The sequence below is a fragment of the Streptomyces sp. NBC_01803 genome, assembly GCF_035917415.1.
Lineage (GTDB): Bacteria > Actinomycetota > Actinomycetes > Streptomycetales > Streptomycetaceae > Streptomyces.
This window is the reverse complement of the sequence record NZ_CP109073.1, coordinates 4,090,659-4,110,064: the sequence shown is the minus strand read 5'-3', so window position 1 is coordinate 4,110,064 and position 19,406 is coordinate 4,090,659. Positions and strand designations below refer to the sequence as shown.

19 protein-coding genes are annotated in these 19,406 nt (G+C 72.2%); 6 read left to right on the top strand and 13 right to left on the bottom strand.

Annotated features, from left to right (window positions below; genetic code table 11):
- Positions 1 to 48: 48 nt before the first annotated feature.
- On the bottom strand, positions 49 to 3,006 hold the full coding sequence (locus tag OIE51_RS18775; protein ID WP_326600690.1) for a UPF0182 family membrane protein: 2,958 nt from the start codon (positions 3,004 to 3,006) through the stop codon (positions 49 to 51).
- Between the two features lie 130 nt (positions 3,007 to 3,136).
- Here OIE51_RS18775 and OIE51_RS18770 point away from each other — a divergent pair, with 130 nt between their 5' ends.
- Positions 3,137 to 3,700, top strand: coding sequence for a PPA1309 family protein (locus tag OIE51_RS18770; protein ID WP_442811964.1), 564 nt, complete (start codon positions 3,137 to 3,139; stop codon positions 3,698 to 3,700).
- A gap of 39 nt (positions 3,701 to 3,739) precedes the next feature.
- Here OIE51_RS18770 and OIE51_RS18765 read toward each other — a convergent pair whose 3' ends face one another.
- The 4 genes from OIE51_RS18765 to OIE51_RS18750 form a co-directional block, all read right to left on the bottom strand.
- The gene (locus tag OIE51_RS18765) at positions 3,740 to 4,831 is read right to left on the bottom strand and encodes a YlbL family protein (RefSeq protein ID WP_326598889.1); all 1,092 of its coding nucleotides are present in this window, start codon (positions 4,829 to 4,831) and stop codon (positions 3,740 to 3,742) included.
- Between the two features lie 25 nt (positions 4,832 to 4,856).
- On the bottom strand, positions 4,857 to 5,030 hold the full coding sequence (locus OIE51_RS18760) for a hypothetical protein (RefSeq protein ID WP_326598888.1): 174 nt from the start codon (positions 5,028 to 5,030) through the stop codon (positions 4,857 to 4,859).
- Positions 5,031 to 5,215: 185 nt separating this feature from the next.
- Positions 5,216 to 5,656 carry a molybdenum cofactor biosynthesis protein MoaE gene (locus tag OIE51_RS18755; protein ID WP_326598887.1) on the bottom strand — a complete coding sequence of 147 codons (441 nt, stop codon included), beginning with the start codon at positions 5,654 to 5,656 and terminating at the stop codon, positions 5,216 to 5,218.
- Positions 5,657 to 5,671: 15 nt separating this feature from the next.
- Complete coding sequence (locus OIE51_RS18750) at positions 5,672 to 6,832, bottom strand: NAD-dependent epimerase/dehydratase family protein (RefSeq protein ID WP_326598886.1); 1,161 nt, start codon at positions 6,830 to 6,832, stop codon at positions 5,672 to 5,674.
- A gap of 134 nt (positions 6,833 to 6,966) precedes the next feature.
- On the opposite strand from OIE51_RS18750, the gene OIE51_RS18745 reads away from it, so the two are divergent.
- On the top strand, positions 6,967 to 8,367 hold the full coding sequence (locus tag OIE51_RS18745; RefSeq protein ID WP_326598885.1) for a zinc-dependent metalloprotease: 1,401 nt from the start codon (positions 6,967 to 6,969) through the stop codon (positions 8,365 to 8,367).
- Entirely contained in the window at positions 8,364 to 8,888 is a 525-nt protein-coding gene (locus OIE51_RS18740) for an NUDIX hydrolase (RefSeq protein ID WP_326598884.1), read from the top strand. Before OIE51_RS18745 ends, OIE51_RS18740 begins: the two co-directional genes overlap by 4 nt.
- A gap of 15 nt (positions 8,889 to 8,903) precedes the next feature.
- Here OIE51_RS18740 and OIE51_RS18735 read toward each other — a convergent pair whose 3' ends face one another.
- The 4 genes from OIE51_RS18735 to OIE51_RS18720 all read right to left on the bottom strand — a co-directional run bounded on the left by OIE51_RS18735 (position 8,904) and on the right by OIE51_RS18720 (position 12,701).
- Positions 8,904 to 9,659 carry an AIM24 family protein gene (locus OIE51_RS18735; RefSeq protein WP_326598883.1) on the bottom strand — a complete coding sequence of 252 codons (756 nt, stop codon included), beginning with the start codon at positions 9,657 to 9,659 and terminating at the stop codon, positions 8,904 to 8,906.
- Positions 9,660 to 9,674: 15 nt separating this feature from the next.
- Positions 9,675 to 10,361 carry an AIM24 family protein gene (locus OIE51_RS18730; protein ID WP_326598882.1) on the bottom strand — a complete coding sequence of 229 codons (687 nt, stop codon included), beginning with the start codon at positions 10,359 to 10,361 and terminating at the stop codon, positions 9,675 to 9,677.
- Between the two features lie 12 nt (positions 10,362 to 10,373).
- A complete protein-coding gene (locus tag OIE51_RS18725; protein ID WP_326598881.1) occupies positions 10,374 to 11,999 on the bottom strand; it encodes a TerD family protein in 1,626 nt (541 codons plus the stop codon).
- A 96-nt stretch (positions 12,000 to 12,095) separates the two neighbouring features.
- Positions 12,096 to 12,701, bottom strand: coding sequence for a M48 metallopeptidase family protein (locus OIE51_RS18720; protein WP_326598879.1), 606 nt, complete (start codon positions 12,699 to 12,701; stop codon positions 12,096 to 12,098).
- A gap of 174 nt (positions 12,702 to 12,875) precedes the next feature.
- On the opposite strand from OIE51_RS18720, the gene OIE51_RS18715 reads away from it, so the two are divergent.
- Positions 12,876 to 13,949, top strand: a complete 1,074-nt coding sequence (locus OIE51_RS18715) for a ThiF family adenylyltransferase (protein WP_326598878.1) — start codon at positions 12,876 to 12,878, stop codon at positions 13,947 to 13,949.
- 101 nt (positions 13,950 to 14,050) lie between these two features.
- Positions 14,051 to 15,412, top strand: coding sequence for an ABC1 kinase family protein (locus OIE51_RS18710; RefSeq protein WP_326598877.1), 1,362 nt, complete (start codon positions 14,051 to 14,053; stop codon positions 15,410 to 15,412).
- A gap of 81 nt (positions 15,413 to 15,493) precedes the next feature.
- Here the strand turns inward: OIE51_RS18710 and OIE51_RS18705 are convergent, their stop codons facing one another.
- The 4 genes from OIE51_RS18705 to OIE51_RS18690 form a co-directional block, all read right to left on the bottom strand.
- Entirely contained in the window at positions 15,494 to 15,814 is a 321-nt protein-coding gene (locus OIE51_RS18705; RefSeq protein ID WP_326598876.1) for a hypothetical protein, read from the bottom strand.
- Entirely contained in the window at positions 15,811 to 16,161 is a 351-nt protein-coding gene (locus tag OIE51_RS18700; protein ID WP_326598874.1) for a WhiB family transcriptional regulator, read from the bottom strand. Before OIE51_RS18700 ends, OIE51_RS18705 begins: the two co-directional genes overlap by 4 nt.
- A gap of 127 nt (positions 16,162 to 16,288) precedes the next feature.
- Entirely contained in the window at positions 16,289 to 16,609 is a 321-nt protein-coding gene (locus OIE51_RS18695; RefSeq protein WP_326598873.1) for a hypothetical protein, read from the bottom strand.
- 146 nt (positions 16,610 to 16,755) lie between these two features.
- Positions 16,756 to 18,972, bottom strand: a complete 2,217-nt coding sequence (locus OIE51_RS18690) for an ATP-dependent DNA helicase UvrD2 (protein WP_326598872.1) — start codon at positions 18,970 to 18,972, stop codon at positions 16,756 to 16,758.
- 162 nt (positions 18,973 to 19,134) lie between these two features.
- On the opposite strand from OIE51_RS18690, the gene OIE51_RS18685 reads away from it, so the two are divergent.
- Entirely contained in the window at positions 19,135 to 19,392 is a 258-nt protein-coding gene (locus OIE51_RS18685; protein ID WP_326598871.1) for a glutaredoxin domain-containing protein, read from the top strand.
- Positions 19,393 to 19,406: the final 14 nt, after the last annotated feature.

The window sequence follows — 19,406 nt, the reverse complement described above, 5'->3', positions numbered from 1 at the left end:
TCGCGGACCCCTCGTCAGCGCCGTGCGAACGGCCGGGGTTCGGGGACGCTAAGCGCCGCCGTCCCCCCCGTCGTTGGCGTCGCCGCCGTCGGCGTCACCGCCGTCACCGCCGTCACCGCCGTCACCCTCCAGCTCGGCCAGGCGGTTGAGCGCTTCCTCCAGCCGCGCCTGGGCCTCGCCGTACGCCTGCCAGTCGCCCTCGGCGAGGGCGTCCTGACCGTCCTGCCACGCCTCCTGGGCGTCGTTGACGGCCGCTTCGAGCGTGGGGTCACCCGCCGGTGGGTCCTCGCCCCCGTCGGGTGGCGGTGGTTCCTCCTCGCCCGGATCCTCGCCGGACTCGCTCACCTCGAACACGGCGTCGAGCGCCTCGTCGAGCGACTCCTCGAAGACGATGCGTTCGCCGTAGGCCACCAGCACGCGCTGCAGCAGCGGGTAGTCCTGACCGGCACCGAGGACGTAGACCGGCTCGACGTACAGCAGACCGCCCTCCAGCGGGACCGTCAGCAGGTTGCCGTACTCGACCTCGGAGTCGCCGCGTCTCAGCAGGTTGATGGACTCGGCGATGTCCGGATCGGAGTTGAACCGGCTCTGCACCTGCTGTGGACCCCACACCGTCGTGGTGGACGGCAGCGTGAGGATCCGCATCGTGCCGTAATCCTCGCTTCTGGCGTCCGCCTCGACCGCCATGTAGGCGGAGAGCGTATCTCGGTTGAGCGGAGTGAACGTCGTGGTCAGCGAGAAGACCTGACCGTCCTGGTCCGGCATCTTCATGCTGAGGTAGTACGGCGGGACGGACTGGCCCTGGTGGGTCGGGTCGTCCGGCACCTCCCAGCGCTCCGAACCGCTGTAGAACTGCGCCGCGTTGTTCACGTGGTACCGCTGGAGGAGATCACGCTGGACCTTGAACAGGTCCTGCGGGTACCGCAGATGGTCCATCAGCTCGTCGCTGATCCGGTCCTTGTCCTGGATCACGTCGGGGAACGCCGAGCGCCAGGTCTTGAGCACCGGGTCTTCCTCGTCCCACTCGTAGAGGTCGATCTCGCCCGAGTAGGCGTCCACGGTCGCCTTCACCGAGTTCCGGATGTAGTTGACCCGGTTCTCCTGGGCGATGACCTCGCCCTGGTTCTCCGTAAGGGAGGTCTCGGTGACGTCGCCCAGCGTGGTCCGCGCCGCGTAGGGATAGCCATTGGTCGTGGTGTAGGCGTCCACGATCCACAGGATCCGGCCGTCCACCACCGCGGGGTACGGGTCGCCGTCGATCGTCAGCCAGGGGGCCACGGCCTCGACGCGCTCCTTGGGCGTGCGGTTGTACAGGATGCGCGAATCGGCACCGATCGCCCCGGAGTACAGGATCTGCGGCTCGCCCATCGTCAGCGCGTAGGCGGCCCGGTTGAACCAGTTCCCCAGGCTGACGCCGGCGTCGCCCTGGTAGCTGTACTCGACCTCGCCGTCCTCGCCCGCGTAGTCGATCTCCTGCTGCGGGCCGCCGACGATCGAGTACTGCGTGGTGTACTCGCCGAAGTAGATCCGCGCCTGGTAGTCGCCCAGCTCGCCTGTCGGTGGCAGGTCCCGCTCGGTGAACAGCGGCTGTCCGTCCTCCACTTCGGTGCCGCTGGCGGCCACCATGCCGAAGCCGTGCGTGTAGCGGAAGTGCTCGTTGATCCAGTTCCGCTCGGGGATCTCGTTGACGTTCATCTCCCGCAGACCGACCACGGTGTCCTGGTCACCGTCCTCGGTGGGATACCGGTCGACATCCAGCGCGGCGGGGAACTGGTAGTACCCGCGCACCTGCTGGATCTGCTGGAACGCGGGCGAGACCACGCTCGGGTCCAGCAGCCGGATGCTGGCCGTGGTGTTCACGGCGTCGCGCAGGGTCTCCGGCTCCGCCTCGCTGGTGCCCGAGTAGTCCTCGATCTGGGCGTCCGCGATGTCGTAGGCGTCCTTCGTGGACTCCATGTGCTTCTGGATGTACTCGGTCTCCTTGGCCTGCTCGTTCGGCCGCACCTGGAACTGCTGCACCAGCGCCGGGTAGACACCGCCGATGAGCACCGCCGAGAGCACCATGAGCCCGAGCCCGATCACCGGGAGCTGCCAGCCGCGCCGCCAGAGCGTGGCGAAGAACAGCACGGCGCAGATCGCCGCGATGATGGTCAGGATCGACTTGGCCGGAAGGTAGGCGTTCGCGTCCACGTACCGCAGGCCGGTCCAGCCCTCGGCGTTGCGGAAATCGCCGCTCTTGAGCGCCAGTCCGTACCGGTCGAACCAGTACGCCACGGCTTTCAGCGCCACGAACAGGCCCAGCAGCACCGACAGATGGCCGGTGGCCGACTGCGTGATGCGGCTGCCGGGCGTGGTCAGCCGGATGCCGCCGTACAGGTAGTGCGTCAGCGCGGCGGCCAGCGTGGACAGGACGACGACGGCGAAGCCGAAGCCGAGCAGGAAGCGGTAGAACGGGTAATCGAACGCGAAGAACGCGACATCCATCCCGAACTGCGGGTCCTTCACCCCGAACGACGTCCCGTTCACCCACGCCAGCCACGTCCGCCACTGGCCGGAGGCCGAGCCGCCCGCGATCAGGCCGATCAGGAGCGAGACGGCGACGAGCACCCAGCGCTTGTACGGCGCGATGCTCATCCGGTACCGGTCGAGGTTCTGCTGCTCCATCGACATCGCGCTCAGCGGCGGACGCAGCCGGTGAGCCAGCCAGATGTTGAACCCGACGGCGAGCGTCATCACGGAGCCGAAGACGGCGAACATGGTGGCCCGCGTCACCAGCTCCGTCCGGTACACGCTCGTGTAATCGACCGAGCGGTACCACAGCCAGTCGGTCCAGAATCCGGCGAACATCGCGAAGAGAATGGCCAGTCCGGCCAGAATCGCCGCCGTGATCAACAAGGACTTGGCGCCTCTGGGCGGGCGTCCGACACTGAACCGCGGCCCGCCCGGACCTCTGGGACCTCTTGGCCCGTTCGGACCATTGGGGCGACCCGAGCCCCGGTCCGGCATCTGGAAAGCCAACGCGCGCACCTCAACGATTCGCAGTGTTCGTAAGCCAAGCAGGCCAGGAATCGGCCCACCCGCCTAACTTACTCAAGCTTTACTCGGTTCCCGTTTTCGGGGTGTGAGACGGCACGATATGCCCATGGACAACACTCCCCCCGACGTACCCCAGCCGACACGGACGGCCACCCCGCCGCTGACCAGGGCCGTACTCGAAATCGATGAATACGCCGCCGGGCTCGGCTGGGACCGCCCGGCACAGCTTTTCGCCCTGGTCGACACGGCGCGACTGCGCGCCGAGGAGCCGGGGCTGGCCGAGCAGCTGGAGATCGAGGGCGACAGCGGCCTGACCCCGGTGGAGCAGGACGAACTCCCCGACGGGCTGCCCCTGGACGAGTTCCTCGCGACGATCGCCTGGCCGGACGCGGTGGCGGGCTGCGCGCTGACCGTGGAGCGCCTGATGCTGCCGCCATCCGCCGAGGCCACCATCCCCGACGGCCTGCCGGGACCGGAGCTGGCGAAGTGGGTCGCGGAGCACCCGGAGCGGCAGGAGGTGCGGCTGACGGTCGGGGTCCTGCGGGACGGACGGCGCGAGTCGGCCATCCGGCTGAGGGAGAAGGACGCCACGACCGAGGTCCTGACCGGTGCCGGGCTGGTGCCGGGACTGGCGGAGGCGCTCGCCGCGACGTTCGAGGGGTAGCGCCGGGCGGCCGGGAGGGGCCACCCGGCCGCTACCCGGCTACTCCGTCTCGCACAGCGACAGCTCGTCCGTGTTCTCCGCGCGGATGTCGGCGAGCGCGGCCAGCGCGTCGTCCAACGTGCCGACCCGCACCAGGGTCAGCCCGTCCGGCACGCTCTCGGCCGCCGTCGCGCAGTTGTCCTCTGGGGTCAGGAAGAAGTCGGCGCCGACGTTCCTGGCCGCGATCGTCTTCATCGTCACGCCGCCGATCGGGCCGACCACGCCCTCGTCGTCGATCGTGCCGGTGCCCGCCACGAAGGCGCCGCCGGTCAGATCCTCCGGCGTGAGCTTGTCCATCAGTCCGAGGGTGAACATCAGCCCGGCGCTCGGGCCGCCGACATCGGCCAGCTTGATGTCTATCGGGAACGGGAACGTGTGGCTGACCCCGGCCTGTATCCCGACGATGGCCCGCTGGTCGTCGGACGCCTCGGTGGTGGTGATGGTGATGTCCCCGGTGTCGGACGGCAGGTCCTCGCCGCTCTCCCGCGCGGCCTGCGCCTGCTCGGCGGGGACGATCGTGAAGACGACGTCCTCGCCGGCCTCGTGCTGGGTCACCAGCTCGGCGACCTGCTCGGGCTCGGTGACCTTCGTGCCGTCCACGGCGACGATCGCGTCGCCGGCGTGCAGCCGGCCCTCGGCCGGGCTGTCCCGGACCACCGCGGCGACGATGGTCTGCTCCTCCACCTCGTATCCCAGCTCGCGCAGGGCGGCGACCTTGGCGCTCTCCTGCGACCGGCTGAACTCCTCGGCGTTCTGCTCCTGCACCTCGTCGGCGGAGACGTCCTCCGGGTACAGCGTCTCGTGCGGCACCACGGCGTGGTCGTCGGAGAGCCAGCCCGCGACGGCCTCCACCAGGTTCATCCGGTAGTTCACTCCGGTGACGCGCACGGTCGTCATGTTGAGGTGGCCGGACGTCTCGTACGTCTGCTCGCCCTCGATGTTCAGCACGGGCTCGCCGTCGTGCTCCCCCAGCGTGTTCACCGTGGGTCCCGGCGACATCTCGGCGTACGGCACGTCGATGAGGAGTCCCGCGCAGAGCAGCCCTATGAGCAGCAGAGTCGACGTCAGCAGCGTCGCGGTCCGGCGTGGCATGACTTGACAGTACGTGACCGCACTGTCAGCCGTCCGCCGGGGCCCGTTCCATCGCGGCCCGGAACGCTTCGTACCCCCGGACGCCGGCGGCGTCCGCGACCCCGCCCGCATTGGTGCCCCGGCGCGTGGCCCACATGCTCCACACCACGGCCACCAAGGCCCCGGCGACGGGGATCAACAGCCATACGAGAACCGACATGACCTACCTCCCACCTCGGCGACGTACCTCCAACGCTCCGCTGGTCAAACGCGGTACGCAACCGGAGTAGTGCCCGTCCGGACCAACTTTTTTCCGAGGATCCCACGAACGGCCGCGGACCGATCAGCGAACACCTGAGGCGGGCTCCGGGAACCCCCAGGGGCGCCACCTCGATGGGGGCGGAGCTAGGAGCAAGCCCCTACCCACTCCTGGGTGCCGTCCATGAAGGTCTGGTGTTTCCAGATCGGGACCTGGTGTTTCAGGTCGTCGATCAGGCGGCGGGAGGCCGCGAACGCCTCGCCGCGGTGGGCGCAGGACACCGCGACCACCACCGCCAGGTCGCCGATGGCCAGGTCGCCGACGCGGTGCGCGGCGGCCAGCGCGATCACCGGGAAGTCCGCCGCGACCGCCTCCGCCACCCGCCGCAACTCGGCCTCCGCGCTGGGATGCGCCACATAGGCCAATGAGGTGACGGCCGCGCCGTCCGCGTGGCCGTCGTGGTCCCGGACGGTGCCGACGAACAGCGTCGTGCCGCCCGCCGCCGCGCCGCCCACGGCCGCGAAGACCTCGTCCACCGAGAGCGGGGTGTCCCGGATCGCCAGCAGCCTGATGGGGTCGGTCGTCATGCGCTCAATCCTCTCTCACCTGCGGCGCGCCCGGCGGGCGCGCCGGACCAGGGCCGCGGTGCCCACCAGGGCGACGGTGGCGCCCGCGGCGCCCAGCGTCGTCGCCGCGTCCTTGCGGCCGAGGCGGCGCCCGGCGACGGTGTGCCGGCCGGCGACCTCGGCGAGCAGCTCGGCCAGCACCTCCTCGTTGCTCCAGCGCGGGCGCCAGCCCGCCTCGTAGAGCTTGCTGCCGCTGACGACCCACGGGTGCATCGTGTACGCGAGGTCGCCGGCCGGGGACGGGGTGAGGCCGAGCCGGTGCAGCCTGGTCGCCGCGCCCAGCGCCACGGACGACGGCAGCTCCATGCGGCGGATGCCGGAGAGCTCCTCGATCTCCTCCTGCTCCAGCCAGCCGTCGCAGCCCACCGCCAGCTCGCCGTCGACCAGTTCGAGCGCGGCGAACTCCAGCGCGCTGACCAGGTCCTCGACGTGACAGAACTGCCAGCGCGGCCGGGAGCCGGCGACCACCAGCAGCCGCGGGGACTCGAAGTAGCGGGTGAGCGCGGTGTCGGTGCCACCGACCAGGACGGCCGGGCGGAGCACCGTGACGTTCAGGCCCGGGTGGACGCGCGGCGCGCGGCGGGCGAGGCGTTCGATCTCCAGCAGATCGCCCAGGCACGTGGCATCGGCGGTGGCCCGCAGCTCGGCGTCCTCGGCGAGCGGCACCGCGTTGTCGGGCAGCGCGCCGTAGACCATGGCGGAGGTGCACAGCACGACCCGGCGGACGCCCGCCGCCGCGGCGGCGGTCAGGACGGTCTGGGCGCCGCGCACGTTGTACGCGGTGCGGGCGGCCGGGTCCGCCTCCAGATCCAGGTCGAGAGCGAGGTGGACGACCACGTCGACCGGGCCCGACGACTCCCGGTCGCGGCTGTCCAGGGCCGTGGCGTCGCGGGCGGCGCCCGCGGTGCGGAGGAGATCGGCGATGGCCGGGTCGCGGACGTCGAGGGTGTGCCACTCGGCGCCCTTGACGTCGCCGAGGCGCTCGTCGAGACCGAGGACCCGTTTGACGTCGGCGGAGGCGAGCAGCCGCTCGACGAGCAGTGCTCCGACCCCTGTCGCCGCCCCGGTGACCGCGACGGTCAGCGGGGCGCCGGGGCCGTTTCGCGCTGCGCGAACGGCTGGTTCCGGGGAACTCACAAGACCTCTCCAGCGGTTGTTTCGGTACGACGTGCGCAGGCCCATCCTGCCTGAGAGGTGTCTAGGCTGGAGGCACGGACCGGCGATTCGCAGACACGTCGGTCCCGTCCCACGACACAGACCCGAGGATTCCCGTGAGTGACTTCCCATTCGGATTCCGTCTCCCGGAGGAGCCGGACGACGGCGAGTCCGGCAAGAAGGACGACGGTCAGGGGCCGGCGGACAACCCGCTGGCCGCCATGTTCGGCTTCGGCCCGGGCGGCCCCGCCGGGATGAACCCCCGGGATCTGGGCGCCGCCTTCCAGCAGCTCGGACAGATGCTGTCGTACGAGGGCGGCCCGGTGAACTGGGAGCTGGCCCAGACGGTGGCCCGTCAGACGGTCGCGCGGGGCGCGCAGGACGGCTCACGGGACGCCAGCGTCGGCGCGCACGACCGCTCGCAGGTCGAGGAGGCCGTCCGGCTGGCCGACCTGTGGCTGGACGGCGTCACCTCGCTGCCCTCGGGCGCGGGCACGGCGGTGGCCTGGAGCCGGGCCGAGTGGGTCGAGGCGACGCTGCCGGTGTGGCGCGAGCTGGTCGACCCGGTGGCGGAGCGGGTCGGGGCGGCGATGGGGAATGTGCTGCCCGAGGAGATGCAGGCCATGGCCGGGCCGCTGCTCGGGATGATGCGCTCGATGGGCGGGGCCATGTTCGGCACCCAGATCGGGCAGGCCGTGGGCGTGCTCGCGGGCGAGGTCGTCGGGTCGACGGACGTCGGGCTGCCGCTGGGACCGGCGGGCAAGGCGGCGCTGCTGCCGCAGAACGTGACGGCGTTCGGCGTGGGTCTCGGCATCCCGCAGGAGGAGGTGCGGCTGTATCTGGCGCTGCGCGAGGCCGCGCACCAGCGGCTGTTCGCGCACGTGCCGTGGCTGCGGTCGCATCTGTTCGGCGCGGTGGACGGGTACGCCCGGGGCATCCAGGTGGACACCGCGAAGCTGGAGGACCTGGTCGGGCAGCTCGACCCGTCGCGGCCCGAGGAGCTCCAGGAGAAGCTTCAGCAGGGTCTGTTCCAGCCGGAGGACACGCCGCAGCAGAAGGCGGCGCTGGCCCGGCTGGAGACGGCGCTGGCGCTCGTGGAGGGCTGGGTCGACGCGGTGGTGCACGCCGCCGCCGAGCCCCACCTGCCGTCGGCCTCGGCGCTGCGGGAGACGCTGCGGCGGCGCCGGGCGACCGGCGGGCCGGCGGAGCAGACGTTCGCCACGCTGATCGGCCTTGAGCTGCGGCCCCGGCGGCTGCGGGACGCGGCGCGGCTGTGGGCGTCGCTGACGGACGCGCGCGGCGCGCAGGGCCGGGACGCCCTGTGGGCGCACCCGGACATGCTGCCGACCGCGGAGGACCTGGACGACCCCGACGGCTTCGTCCACCGCGAGCAGCTCGACTTCTCGGAGCTGGACCGGATGCTCGACGACGGCCCGGTGGAGGACACCGGGACGGACGGGACGAACCAGAAGGACCGCAAGGACGAGACGGACGACGAGGGCGGCCGGGAGGAGTGAGTCTGCACGGGGACGCGGCGCGGGTGCTGCGGGAGTGGACGGCGCCCGACGCCGCGCAGGACGAGTTGCGGCGGGCCTACGCGGCCCATCTCGCCGCGCACGCCGACGGCGTGTGGAAGGCGTGCGCGGCCGGGCACATCACGGCGAGCGCCATCGTGGTGGACCCGGCGCGCGGCCGGGCGCTGCTGACCCTGCACGCGAAGCTGGGGCGGTGGCTCCAGACCGGCGGGCACTGCGAGCCCTCGGACGCCTCGCTGGCCGCGGCGGCGCTGCGCGAGGCGACCGAGGAGTCGGGAATCGAGGGGCTGCGGCTGCTGCCCCGGCCCGTGGTCCTCGACCGGCACAGCACACCGTGCGCGACGCACCTGGACGTGCAGTACGCCGCGCTGGCGCCGCCCGGGGCGACGGAGATGATCAGCGACGAGTCGCTCGACCTGCGCTGGTTCACCTTCGACGAGGTGGCGGAGGTGGCGGACCCGTCGGTGGTCCGCCTGCTGGCCCGCGCCCGCGCGCTGCTCTGATCCTCCGGTCCGGGGCTACCGTCCCCAGGCGCCGCCCTGGCCGAGGCCCGGCGCGCCCTGCCCGGGCCGGAGCTGCCCGCGCAGCAGGTCGCCCGCGGCCGTCTGGGTGGGCGGCAGCATCTCGCTGGGCTGGACGACGACGTGCCCGTCGCCCATGAAGTTCAGCTCCCAGCCCTCGCCCGTGTTGCCGCGCCGACGCCAGATCGGCTTGCTGCTGGTCTGGGCCTGCATCTGCACCCGGAGCGAGGAGGACCAGGCCACCACGGCGTCCGCGTCCGCGCTGCAATAGCGGTCGGGCGTGACCCGCAGTGCCAGGGGCCGTCCCGAGGTGGTGATGGCCACCTTGCCCTGCCCGCTGATGTTGAGGTTGTACGCGCCCACGCCGGGAATGCCGTACTGGCTCTCGACGGAGACGACGTCCCAGTGCAGGTGGGCGTCGAGCGCGAGGACGTAGGAGCTGTCGACGGTCAGGCCCTCGTGGTCGACATCGAGCACATGCACGTTCTGCGCGAGGTTGGCGAAGTAGATCGCCCCCTGGCCGAAGCAGCGCATCAGCGGCAGCACCTCGCCGGCGGCCTGCTGGCGGCGGCGCTGGCCCGGCGGCTGGTACTCGGGGTCGAACTCGATCATGCCGTCGTAGGCGACCATGCTGCCGGCCCTGGCCACCACGTCCTCGCCGCGGCTGAGATTCACCCGCAGCATGTGCTCACCCTGGAGGGCGAAGCGGTCCTGGGACTGCGTCACGGTGTTGTTGAAAATCGGACTCTGCATGCCGGCACTCCCCCGTCAGTTCTGCTGGCCCTGAGTGAGCCGGTCGGTGCTGTCCTCGCTCGGCTGCACGATCACGAACCCCTGGCCCGAGAAGGCCAGCTGGAACGCCTCGCCGCTGCCCCGGCCGACCAGCGAGGACGCCTTGAAGCTGCGCTTGCCCTCCACGCGCAGGCCGGTGGACCAGGCCACCAGGGCGTCGGGGTCCACACAGGTCTCCCCGGACTGCCCGCAGTCCACGACGATGGGCATGCCCCGGCTGGTGATGGCGACCCAGCCCGTCCCGGATATACCAAGGTTGAACAAGCCCTGTCCGGCGAGCTTGGCGATGCCCTTCACCCGCTGCACGCCCCATTCGAGGTGGGCGTCGAAGGCGAGGACGTTGGTGGCGTTGACCGAGATGTTCTCGTTCTGGAGGGGGAGGCAGACCACGTCGGCCCCGTAGTCGGCGAGATAGAGCAGGCCGTCGCCGTGGCAGCGCATCAGCGGGACGCTCTCGCCGGTCATGCGGCCGGCGAACGCCTGGCGCAGCGCCGTCGGGTTCGACTCGTACTGGATGTAGCCCTCGTAGGCGATCATCGAACCGGCTCTGGCGAACAGGTCGTTGCCCGTCTGCATGGCGATCCTGGCCATGGCCGGGCCGTGGTTGTCCATGCGGGCGGCGGGGGCGGCCGGGGCGTACCCGGCGATCATCCGTTGATCCATCACGGGCTCCCGTCAGATCTCGTAGGGCTGGACGATGGCGAAATTCCCCGGGGCGCCGCGGAACTGGAGCTGGGTCGTCTCGCCGGTGTGGCCCGGATAGGCGTGCCGGCGCACCCGCACCTGGCTGGCGACGAGCACCTGGGCCGCGGCGGACCAGGCGATCACGGCGTTGGCATCGGCGAAGGTCATGGGGGTGACCGGGAGGACGAGCGGCTCGCCCTTGGTGGTGAGCACGAGGGTGCCGTGGCCGCGGAACTCCATGGCGAACAGCACCCCGCCCGGCAGGCCGTGGCCCTCGATGCGACGCACGTCGAATTCGAGGGACTCGTCGAAGGCGAGCACACGCTGCGCGGACACGCACAGCGCGTCGCCCTGGAGCTCGACGGGGTGCAGCCGGGTGGCCTGCTCCGCCAGGTAGACCTGGCCGTTGCCGGTGCAGCGCATCAGGGAGGGCAGGCCCTCGCCGGTCAGCTTGGACTTGACCCGGTTCATGATGCCGGCGCCCTTGAAGCCGAAGTCCACGTCGCCCTGGTACAGCACCATGCTGCCTTGGCGGGCGAGGACCGGGCGGCCGTCGAGGCCGAGGTCGGCGCGGACGAGCTGCGGGTTCTGCAGGCTCCAGCGCTGCCGGTCGGCGGAGCCCCGGTACTTGTTGAGCACGGCGTTCATGCCGCCGGCCGCGCCCGCCCCGGCCTGCTGCGGGATGCCCGGCGCCTGCGGCGCGGCGGGCACGGGCACGGGGGCGCCGGGCGCGAACGGCTGCTGCGGCGGGAACGGCTGCTGCGGAGCCGGGGGTTGCCCGTACGGCGCGGGAGCCGGCGCCGGCGGGGCGGCGAAGCCGCCGGGGGCCGGAGCGGGCACGGGGGCCGCGAAGGGCTGCGTCGGCGCGGGCTGCGGGAAACCGGGCTGCTGGAAGCCCGGCTGCGGCACGGCCGGCGCGGGAGCCGGCGGAGGCGCCGGGGCGGGCGCGGGGGCCGGCGGAGGCGCCGGGGCCGGCGGAGGCGCGGCACCGCCGGGCGGAGGCGCGAAGCCCGGCGGCCCGGCCGAGCCGCCCGGCGGGGGCGCGAAGCCGGGAGTGGCGGCGGGCCCGGGCGCCGGAGCCGACTCCTCTTCCTCCACCTCGCCGCCGAAGTGCTTCAGCAGCGCGGCGAGGCCGCCGTCGAAGCCCTGCCCGACCGCGGCGAACCGCCAGCCGTCCTTGCGGTAGAAGTCGCCGAGCATGACGGCGCGTTCGGTGGTGAAGGCCGAGCCGTCGAAGGCATAGCGCGCGACCTCCTCACCACCCGCGACGATGCGCAGATGGCCGGGGGCCGCCTGGGCCATGGTGCCGTCGCCGTCGATCGTCGCGGTGAAGGCGAGCCGGTTGATCGAATCGGGCAGCCGGTCCAGGGTCACGCGGAACGACTCGGTGTCCCCGGCCTGCCCGCCGAGGAGCTGGACGGCTTCCTCGGGCGACTTCGGCTGGTTGTAGAAGATGAAGTAACGGTCGTCGGAGAGCCGTTCGGCCGCGTCAAGACCGAAGCAACTGATGTCGAAGGTCAATCCGGGGCCCGAGATCTGCACACCCACATACAGATCGGTACCCAGCGTCAGTTCGCTGAGCCTGGTTTTCTGGCCCCGCTGGAAGTGCGTCACCATACGTAAACGTCCGTCCCCCATCCGATAAGACAAACATTCGGCGGGGCCAGACTAACCGCTCGCACCGACAGGCACGGCCGGATGTCCAGCGGTTGCTCAGTCGGTGCGCAGCCAGGGGATGTACGGCAGGCGCTCGGCGGCGACCACGCCCTCCAGGAAGCCCCGGGCCCGCTCGGTGCGCGGATAGCAGTCGAGCAGCTTCCAGAAGCCGGGGCCGTGGCCGGGAACGAGCAGGTGGGCCAGCTCATGCAGCAGCACGTAGTCGATCACGTACTCCGGCATGCCCTGGAGGCGGTGCGAGAGGCGGATGCTGCCCAGCGCGGGCGTGCAGGAGCCCCAGCGGGCGTTCTGATTCGTCACCCAGCGCACGCTGTCGGGGCGCGCGCGCCCCTGGAGATATCGCTCGGAGAGCTCGGCCGCGCGGTGGGCCAACGCGTCGTCACCGAGAATGCGGCGCTCTTCCTGGGCGGCCAGCTTGTCCAGCATCACCGTCACCCAGCGCCGCTCCTCCTCGGCCGTCATCCGAGCCGGGATGAGCACGATGGTGCGGTCACCCTCGCGGTAGGCGGAAACGGTGCGTCTGCGGCGGGCGCTGCGGCGCACCTCGACGCGCTCGTGGCGCCGCTCTCCGTCCAGCATCACCCGACCCGCCGGGGGCATGCGCTGCGGCGGGCCGGCGCTGTTCAGCGGATCGGCGGGCACACCTTGACGTTACCCGGTGGGGGCCTGCTATGTCCCGCCTGCCGAACAGCGGACGGAGAGTAACGCCAGGAGGCGGAAACAACACCCTTTCCGATCGCCCTATTTATAGGACTTTCTCTGCTTCCTGTGGAAAACATCACACACGACCGCTCCATCCCGTTCCATCATGGCGCCATGCATCCGATGATCAAGCCCTCGCTGCGCCGCGGCTGGCGCGACCGGCAGACCGTCCGCTACGGCGTGACGCCCGCGCACTCCGTCCTCTTCGGCCCGTTGGACAGCGCGACGGAGAGCTTCCTCTCCCTTCTCGACGGCACCCGGGGACTGCCCGTGCTGCGGGACGCCGCCACGACGCTCGGGCTCGGCCGGGAAGCGGCGGACCGGCTGGCCGGCCGGCTGGCGGCGGCCGGCGTGCTGGACGACGCGACCGCCGACCGGGAGGCGGCCGCCCAGATCACCGACGGGCTGCGGCCCGATCTGGCGACGCTGTCCCTGCTGCATCCCGCGCCGGGACACGGGCTGCGCCGGCTGACGGACCGACGCCGGGCCCGGGTGCAGGTGCGGGGCGCGGGCCGGGTCGGCGCCGCCGTCGCGGCGACCCTCGCGCACGCCGGGGTGGGGCGGGTCGACATGGTGGACGGCGGCCGGGTCGAGCCGCAGGACACGGTGCCCGGCGGACTGCGGCCGGAGCACGTCGGGGAGCGGCGGGCGACGGCGGGCGACGGCCTGGTGCGCGCGGCCCGGCCCTGGCACGGCAAGCCGCCGCCCGAGGAGCCGGACGGTCCGCTGCTGGTGATCTTCGCGCCCCGCGACGGACTCGCCGCGTACGCTCCGGACCCCGCCGCGGCCGAGGAGGTCATCGCGGCCGGCACCCCTCATCTGTACGCGGGCGTCGTGGAGGCGACCGGCTTCGTCGGACCACTGGTCTGGCCCGGGGCGACCGGCTGTGCCGGCTGCCTGCTGCGGGCCCGCGCCCAGCGCGAGCCGTCCTGGCCGCTGCTGGTGGCCCAGTGGCGCAACGGCCGGCGGCCGGGCGTTCCCGCCTGCGACGGCGCGCTGGCCACGGCGGTCGCCGGGCTGACGGCCTGCGCGGCGCTGGCCTTCCTGGACGGCTCCGCGGCGCGCTCCCCCAGCATCCGCACGGAGTTGACGCTGCCCGGTCTGGCCGTGACGAGTCAGACGATCGAGCCGCACCCGGAGTGCTCCTGCGGTGCGGCCGACGCCGCCCGGACCGCCCGGTCGCCGTAGGCGGGGTCCACAATGAAGAGGTACGAGCTGAAGCCGTGCATCCGCACACCACGGCGCACGAGGTGGTCTCGGGGCACTGTATGGGAGTTGGAGGGGACGATATGTCTGACCTGCCCCGCAAGGCGGTGACCAGGACCGCGAAGCTCGCGACTCTGCCACTGAGTTTCGCCGGCCGGGCCACCTGGAGTCTGGGCAAGCGCATCGGCGGGCGCTCGGCCGAGCTGGTGAGCAGCGAGCTGCAACAGCGCACCGCCCAGCAGCTCTTCTCGGTGCTCGGCGAGCTCAAGGGCGGCGCCATGAAGTTCGGCCAGGCCCTGTCGGTCTTCGAGTCGGCCCTGCCGGAGGCCGTGGCCGCGCCGTACCGGGCGGCGCTGACCAAGCTCCAGGACGCGGCGCCGCCGCTGCCGGCGGCCACGGTGCGCGCGGCGCTGGCCGAGCGGCTGGGCGCCGACTGGCGCGACCGGTTCCGGGAGTTCGACGAGAAGCCGGCGGCGGCGGCGTCCATAGGACAGGTGCACCGGGCGGTGTGGCACGACGGGCGCGAGGTCGCCGTCAAGATCCAGTACCCGGGCGCGGGCGAGGCGCTGCTGTCCGACCTGACCCAGCTCGGCCGGTTCGCCAGGCTGCTCGGCCCCCTCATACCGGGCATGGACATCAAGCCGCTGATAGAGGAGATGCGCGAGCGGGTCGCCGAGGAGCTGGACTACCGGCTGGAGGCGGAGTCCCAGCGGACGTACGCCGAGGCGTTCCGCGACGAGTCGTGGGTGAAGGTGCCGGAGGTCGTCTGGCAGGGCGACCAGGTGCTGATCACCGAGTGGCTGGAGGGCGTGCCGCTGTCGCGGGTCATCAACGACGGCGCCCAGGAGGAGCGGGACCGGGCCGGGCAGCTGCTGGCCCGCTTCCTCTTCTCCGGCACGGCGAGAACCGGGCTGCTCCACGCCGACGCCCACCCGGGGAACTTCCGGCTGATCCCCGTCGGGGACGAGCCGGCGTCGCGGTGGCGGCTGGGCGTGCTGGACTTCGGCGCGGTCAACCGGCTGCCGGGCGGGCTGCCGCCCGTCATCGGCCGGGCGCTGCGGCTGACGCTGGACGGACAGGCCGACGAGGTCTACGACCACTTGGCCGCCGAGGGCTTCGTGAAGCCCGACATCGAGCTCGACCCGGAGGCCGTGCTGGACTATCTGACCCCGATCATCGAGCCGGTGCGGGTGCCCGAGTTCCACTACACCCGCGACTGGCTGCGCCAGCAGGCCGCGCGGGTGGCCGATCCCCGGTCCGCCGCCCACCAGTTGGGTCGCCGGCTCAACCTCCCGCCGTCCTATCTGCTGATCCACCGGGTGACGCTCAGCACCACCGGGGTGCTGTGTCAGCTCGGCGCCCGGGTGCGGATGCGGGAGGAGATGGTCCGCGGACTGCCCGGGTTCGCGGACGGGGTGGAGGACGACAGCCGACGGCCGGCCTGAGCCGGGGATTCCCGGCCCAGGCCGGCCGGCCTGTGGGGTGTGCCGCGGTGGGGTGGTGGTCCCCGGGCGGTGCCCGGAGGGCTACTGCATGACCGCCTGGGCCAGGGCCCGGCGGGCGAGGCGCGAGGCGCGCTCCGCCCGGGCCTGGAGCCGACGGGACTTGCGATCCAGGCGGCGGGCCCGGGCGAGCCGACCGGCGAGGCGTTGGGATTCGGCTTCCTGAACCCGTTCCATATGGGAACGGGCCAAGGCTTCTGGGATGAGTTGCAACTTTCTGGTCCTGTTCTGTTCCTGGCGCGGCCGGTGGGCCGGCGCCGGGGTGAAGTCCTGATGGTTCGTCATGTCCGGGTCTTGTCGCGGGCCGTGTGCCGTCGGCCGTCCGATGGTGCCGAGGATGTTCATGCCGTGACCGGGTTCTTGCGGGGACGGCCACGCGGGCGCTTGCGCGGCACGACGACGCCCTGGACGAACAGCTCGCCGCCCCAGACGCCCCATGGCTCGCGGCGGTCCTTGGCGCCGGCGAGGCACGCCTCACGGAGCGGACAGGCGCCGCAGAGGGACTTGGCGTATTCGACGTCCTCGGGCGATTCGGCGAAGAACACCTCGGGGTCGTAGGAACGGCAGGGCACGCGATCGTCGAGCTGCTCGATGGCCTCGTCGAGCTCGTTCAGCGTGAACAGCGGGGTCACAGAATTCTCCGGATCCGGTGGTGAGGTCAGGTCGGGTCGGGCATACGGCGCGAGTGGCATGGTCTGGTCCTCGTGTCGTGGTTGTCGGTCTGCCCGGCTGGTGGCCGGCTGGCTGGCAAAAACAGAAGGGCCGCGGATCCCTGTGTGGGTTCCGCGGCCCTGGAAGGTGCCGACCTGATCTCGCCGATCAGGCTGGATCACTCCGGGGATTGAGCCCGCGGAGGGCCCACATCGTGTGAAGCTGCGTCTTCTGCTGTCCAAAGATCTGGTGGCCGGCGCCGGCGACATTGGTGACGGGGACATAGGCACCGCTGGGTGCCGCTGCCACTACCGCTGCCGTGGGCGCCTGCGTCGGTCGCTCGCTGACGGACGCCTCGCGCGTCGCGAGGGTCGCCGGGCGCGCGGCCGTGGCACCGGACACACCGGTGCCCGACAGGCGAACGCCACCGGGCATGCAGAGGCTGACGGACCCAAGGCCGGTCAGTTTGCTCATGATGAAAATGGCCACGGGTCTCGCCTCCTCTACGGTGTCTCGGTGGGAAGGAATTCTCCTGCCCAAGTAGTACACATCAGTACAGCATGGCTCCGAGGGAAGGGGAACCCTCCCCGGCGCCATGTGCAGAACGCTATGCGGTGGTCTCCGGCACGCGCAAACTATTTTTCCGGGGAAACTTCCGGGAGTTGGGAGTCGGCCGCCGGGACCGGCTCGCCGGCGCACAGGGCCAGCACATCGGCGCCGAACTGCCGCAGCTTGTGCGGCCCCACACCTGAGATCCCGGCCAACTCACCCTCGCCGCCGGGCATGTTTTCCGCGATGGCCATCAGCGTCACATCGGTGAACACCGCGTAGGCCGGTCTGCCCAGCTCCTTGGCCCGCTCCACGCGCCACTCGCGCAGCCGCTCGTACAGCTCCTCGTCCATCGCCGACGGGCAGTCCGCGCAGCGCCGCAGCTTGATCTCGGCCGCCTCGGTCAGCGTCCGCCCGCACACCCGGCACGGCACCGGCCCGCGCGGCTTGCGCCCCCGGGACCCGCCGCCGCGCTCGACGCTCCCGCCGCCGCCCGCGGCCCGGGATCCGGCCGGGCCGGATCCCGGCCGCAGCCCGTCCAGGAAGCGGCTGGGCCGCCGCCCGGCCCGGCCGCCCGGCGAACGCGCCAGCGCCCACGACAGCATCAGATACGACCGCGCGCGGGTGACGCCCACATACAGCAGCCGACGCTCCTCCTCCACCTGCTCGGGCGTCTTGGCATAGGTGATCGGCAGCATGCCGTCGGTCAGCCCGACCAGGAACACCGCGTCCCACTCCAGGCCCTTGGCGGTGTGCAGCGAGGCCAGGGTGACGCCCTCGACGGTCGGCGCGTGCTGGGCGGCGGCCCGCTCCTCCAGCTCGGCCACGAAGGCGGCCAGCGTCGCGTCCGGGGTGGCCCGCTGGAAGTCCTCCGCGAGCCGCACCAGCGCCCGCAGCGACTCCCACCGGTCCCGCACCGCGCCCGACCCCGCGGGCGGCTCCGGCGTCCAGCCCGTGCTGCCGAGCACCGCGCCCACCTGCCCGGCCAGGCCGTCGGCGTCCAGGAGCGCGCTGTCGTTCCCCCCGGCCCTGGCCGCGCCGCGCAGCGCCAGCCCGGCTTGCCGGATCTCCGGCCGCTCGAAGAACCGCTCGGCTCCGCGCAGCTGATAGGGCACCCCGGCGTCGGCGAGCGCCTGCTCGTAGATCTCCGACTGCGCGTTCACCCGGTACAGCACGGCGATCTCGCTGGCCGGGACGCCCGCGCCGCCCTCCGCCACCGGCGTGAGCAACTCCCGGATCCGCCGCGCGGTGGCCTCGGCCTCCGCCGGCTCGTCCGCGTGCTCGGAGAAGTCCGGCTCGGGCCCGGCCGGCCGCTGCGAGACCAGCTCCAGCCGGTGCTCGGCGGCCCGGCCGCGCGCCTGCGCCAGCAGACCGTTGGCCAGGTGGACGACCTGCGGCGTCGAGCGGTAGTCCCGCACGAGCTTGACGAGCGTCGCCTCCGGGTGCCTGGCCCGGAAGTTCAGCAGGTGGTCGGGGGTGGCCCCGGTGAACGAGTAGATCGTCTGGCTGGCGTCGCCCACCACGCACAGGCTGTCCCGCTCGCCCAGCCACAAGTCCAGCAGCCGCTGCTGGAGCGGGCTGACGTCCTGATACTCGTCGACGGTGAAGTGCTGGTACTGGCGGCGGACCGTCTCGGCGATGTCCGACCGGTCCTGGAGGATGCCGACGGTCAGCAGCAGCACGTCCTCGAAGTCGATCGCCCCCCGGTCCTGCTTGAGCTGCTCGTACGTCGCGTAGATCCGGCGGGTCTCGGCCGGGTCGCGCGGCGCCTCGCGGCCGGACTTGGCGAGCGCCGCCGGATAGTCCTCCGGCGTGGTCTGCGTCACCTTGGCCCACTCGATCTCGCCCGTGACATCCCGCAGCTCCAGCCGCTCCAGCCGGATGCGGCTGCGCGCGGCGGCCTCCGCGACCAGCGTGACCTTGCGCTCCAGCAGCCGGGGCGGCTCACCGCCCACCGCCTTGGGCCAGAAATAGTGCAGCTGCCGCAGCGCCGCCGAGTGGAACGTCCGGGTCTGCACCCCGCCCGCGCCGAGCTGCCGCAGCCGGCCGCGCATCTCCCCCGCCGCCCGCTGCGTGAACGTGACGGCCAGCACCGTGGCCGGCTGGAACACCCCGGCCAGCACGCCGTACGCGATCCGGTGCGTGATGGCGCGCGTCTTGCCCGTCCCGGCGCCGGCCAGCACGCACACCGGCCCGCGCAGGGTGGTGGCCACGGCGCGCTGCTCGGGGTCGAGCCCTTCCAGCACGGCGTCCGCCGAGTCCGGCACGGGTGGGAACGGAGTGGGCCGCGTTACTGATGTCACCCGGCCATGCTGCCAGGTCCCGGAAGCCGGGTGGGTCGGGTCGTCCACAGCCGGGCGGGATTACTCATACCGCGCCGCGTGTTCTGCTGACGCGGGACTGAGCGAGGACGCCCCGGCGTCAACGACTCGGACGACACGGACGACATGAAGGAGCGCGGGACGATGCAGGGCACCGTGACGATGTACAGCACGACCTGGTGTGGCTACTGCCGCCGGCTCAAGAGCCAGTTCGAGCGTGAGGGCATCACCTACACGGAGATCGACATCGAGCAGGACCCGACGGCCATCGCCCTGGTGGAGAAGGCGAACAACGGCAACCGCACGGTGCCCACGGTCGTCATCGCCCCCGGCAGCGGCGCGGGCGAGGTCACCATGACCAACCCGTCGCTGATCGACGTCAAGCGGGCGCTGGCCGCCTGAGCCGGGCCGCCGCG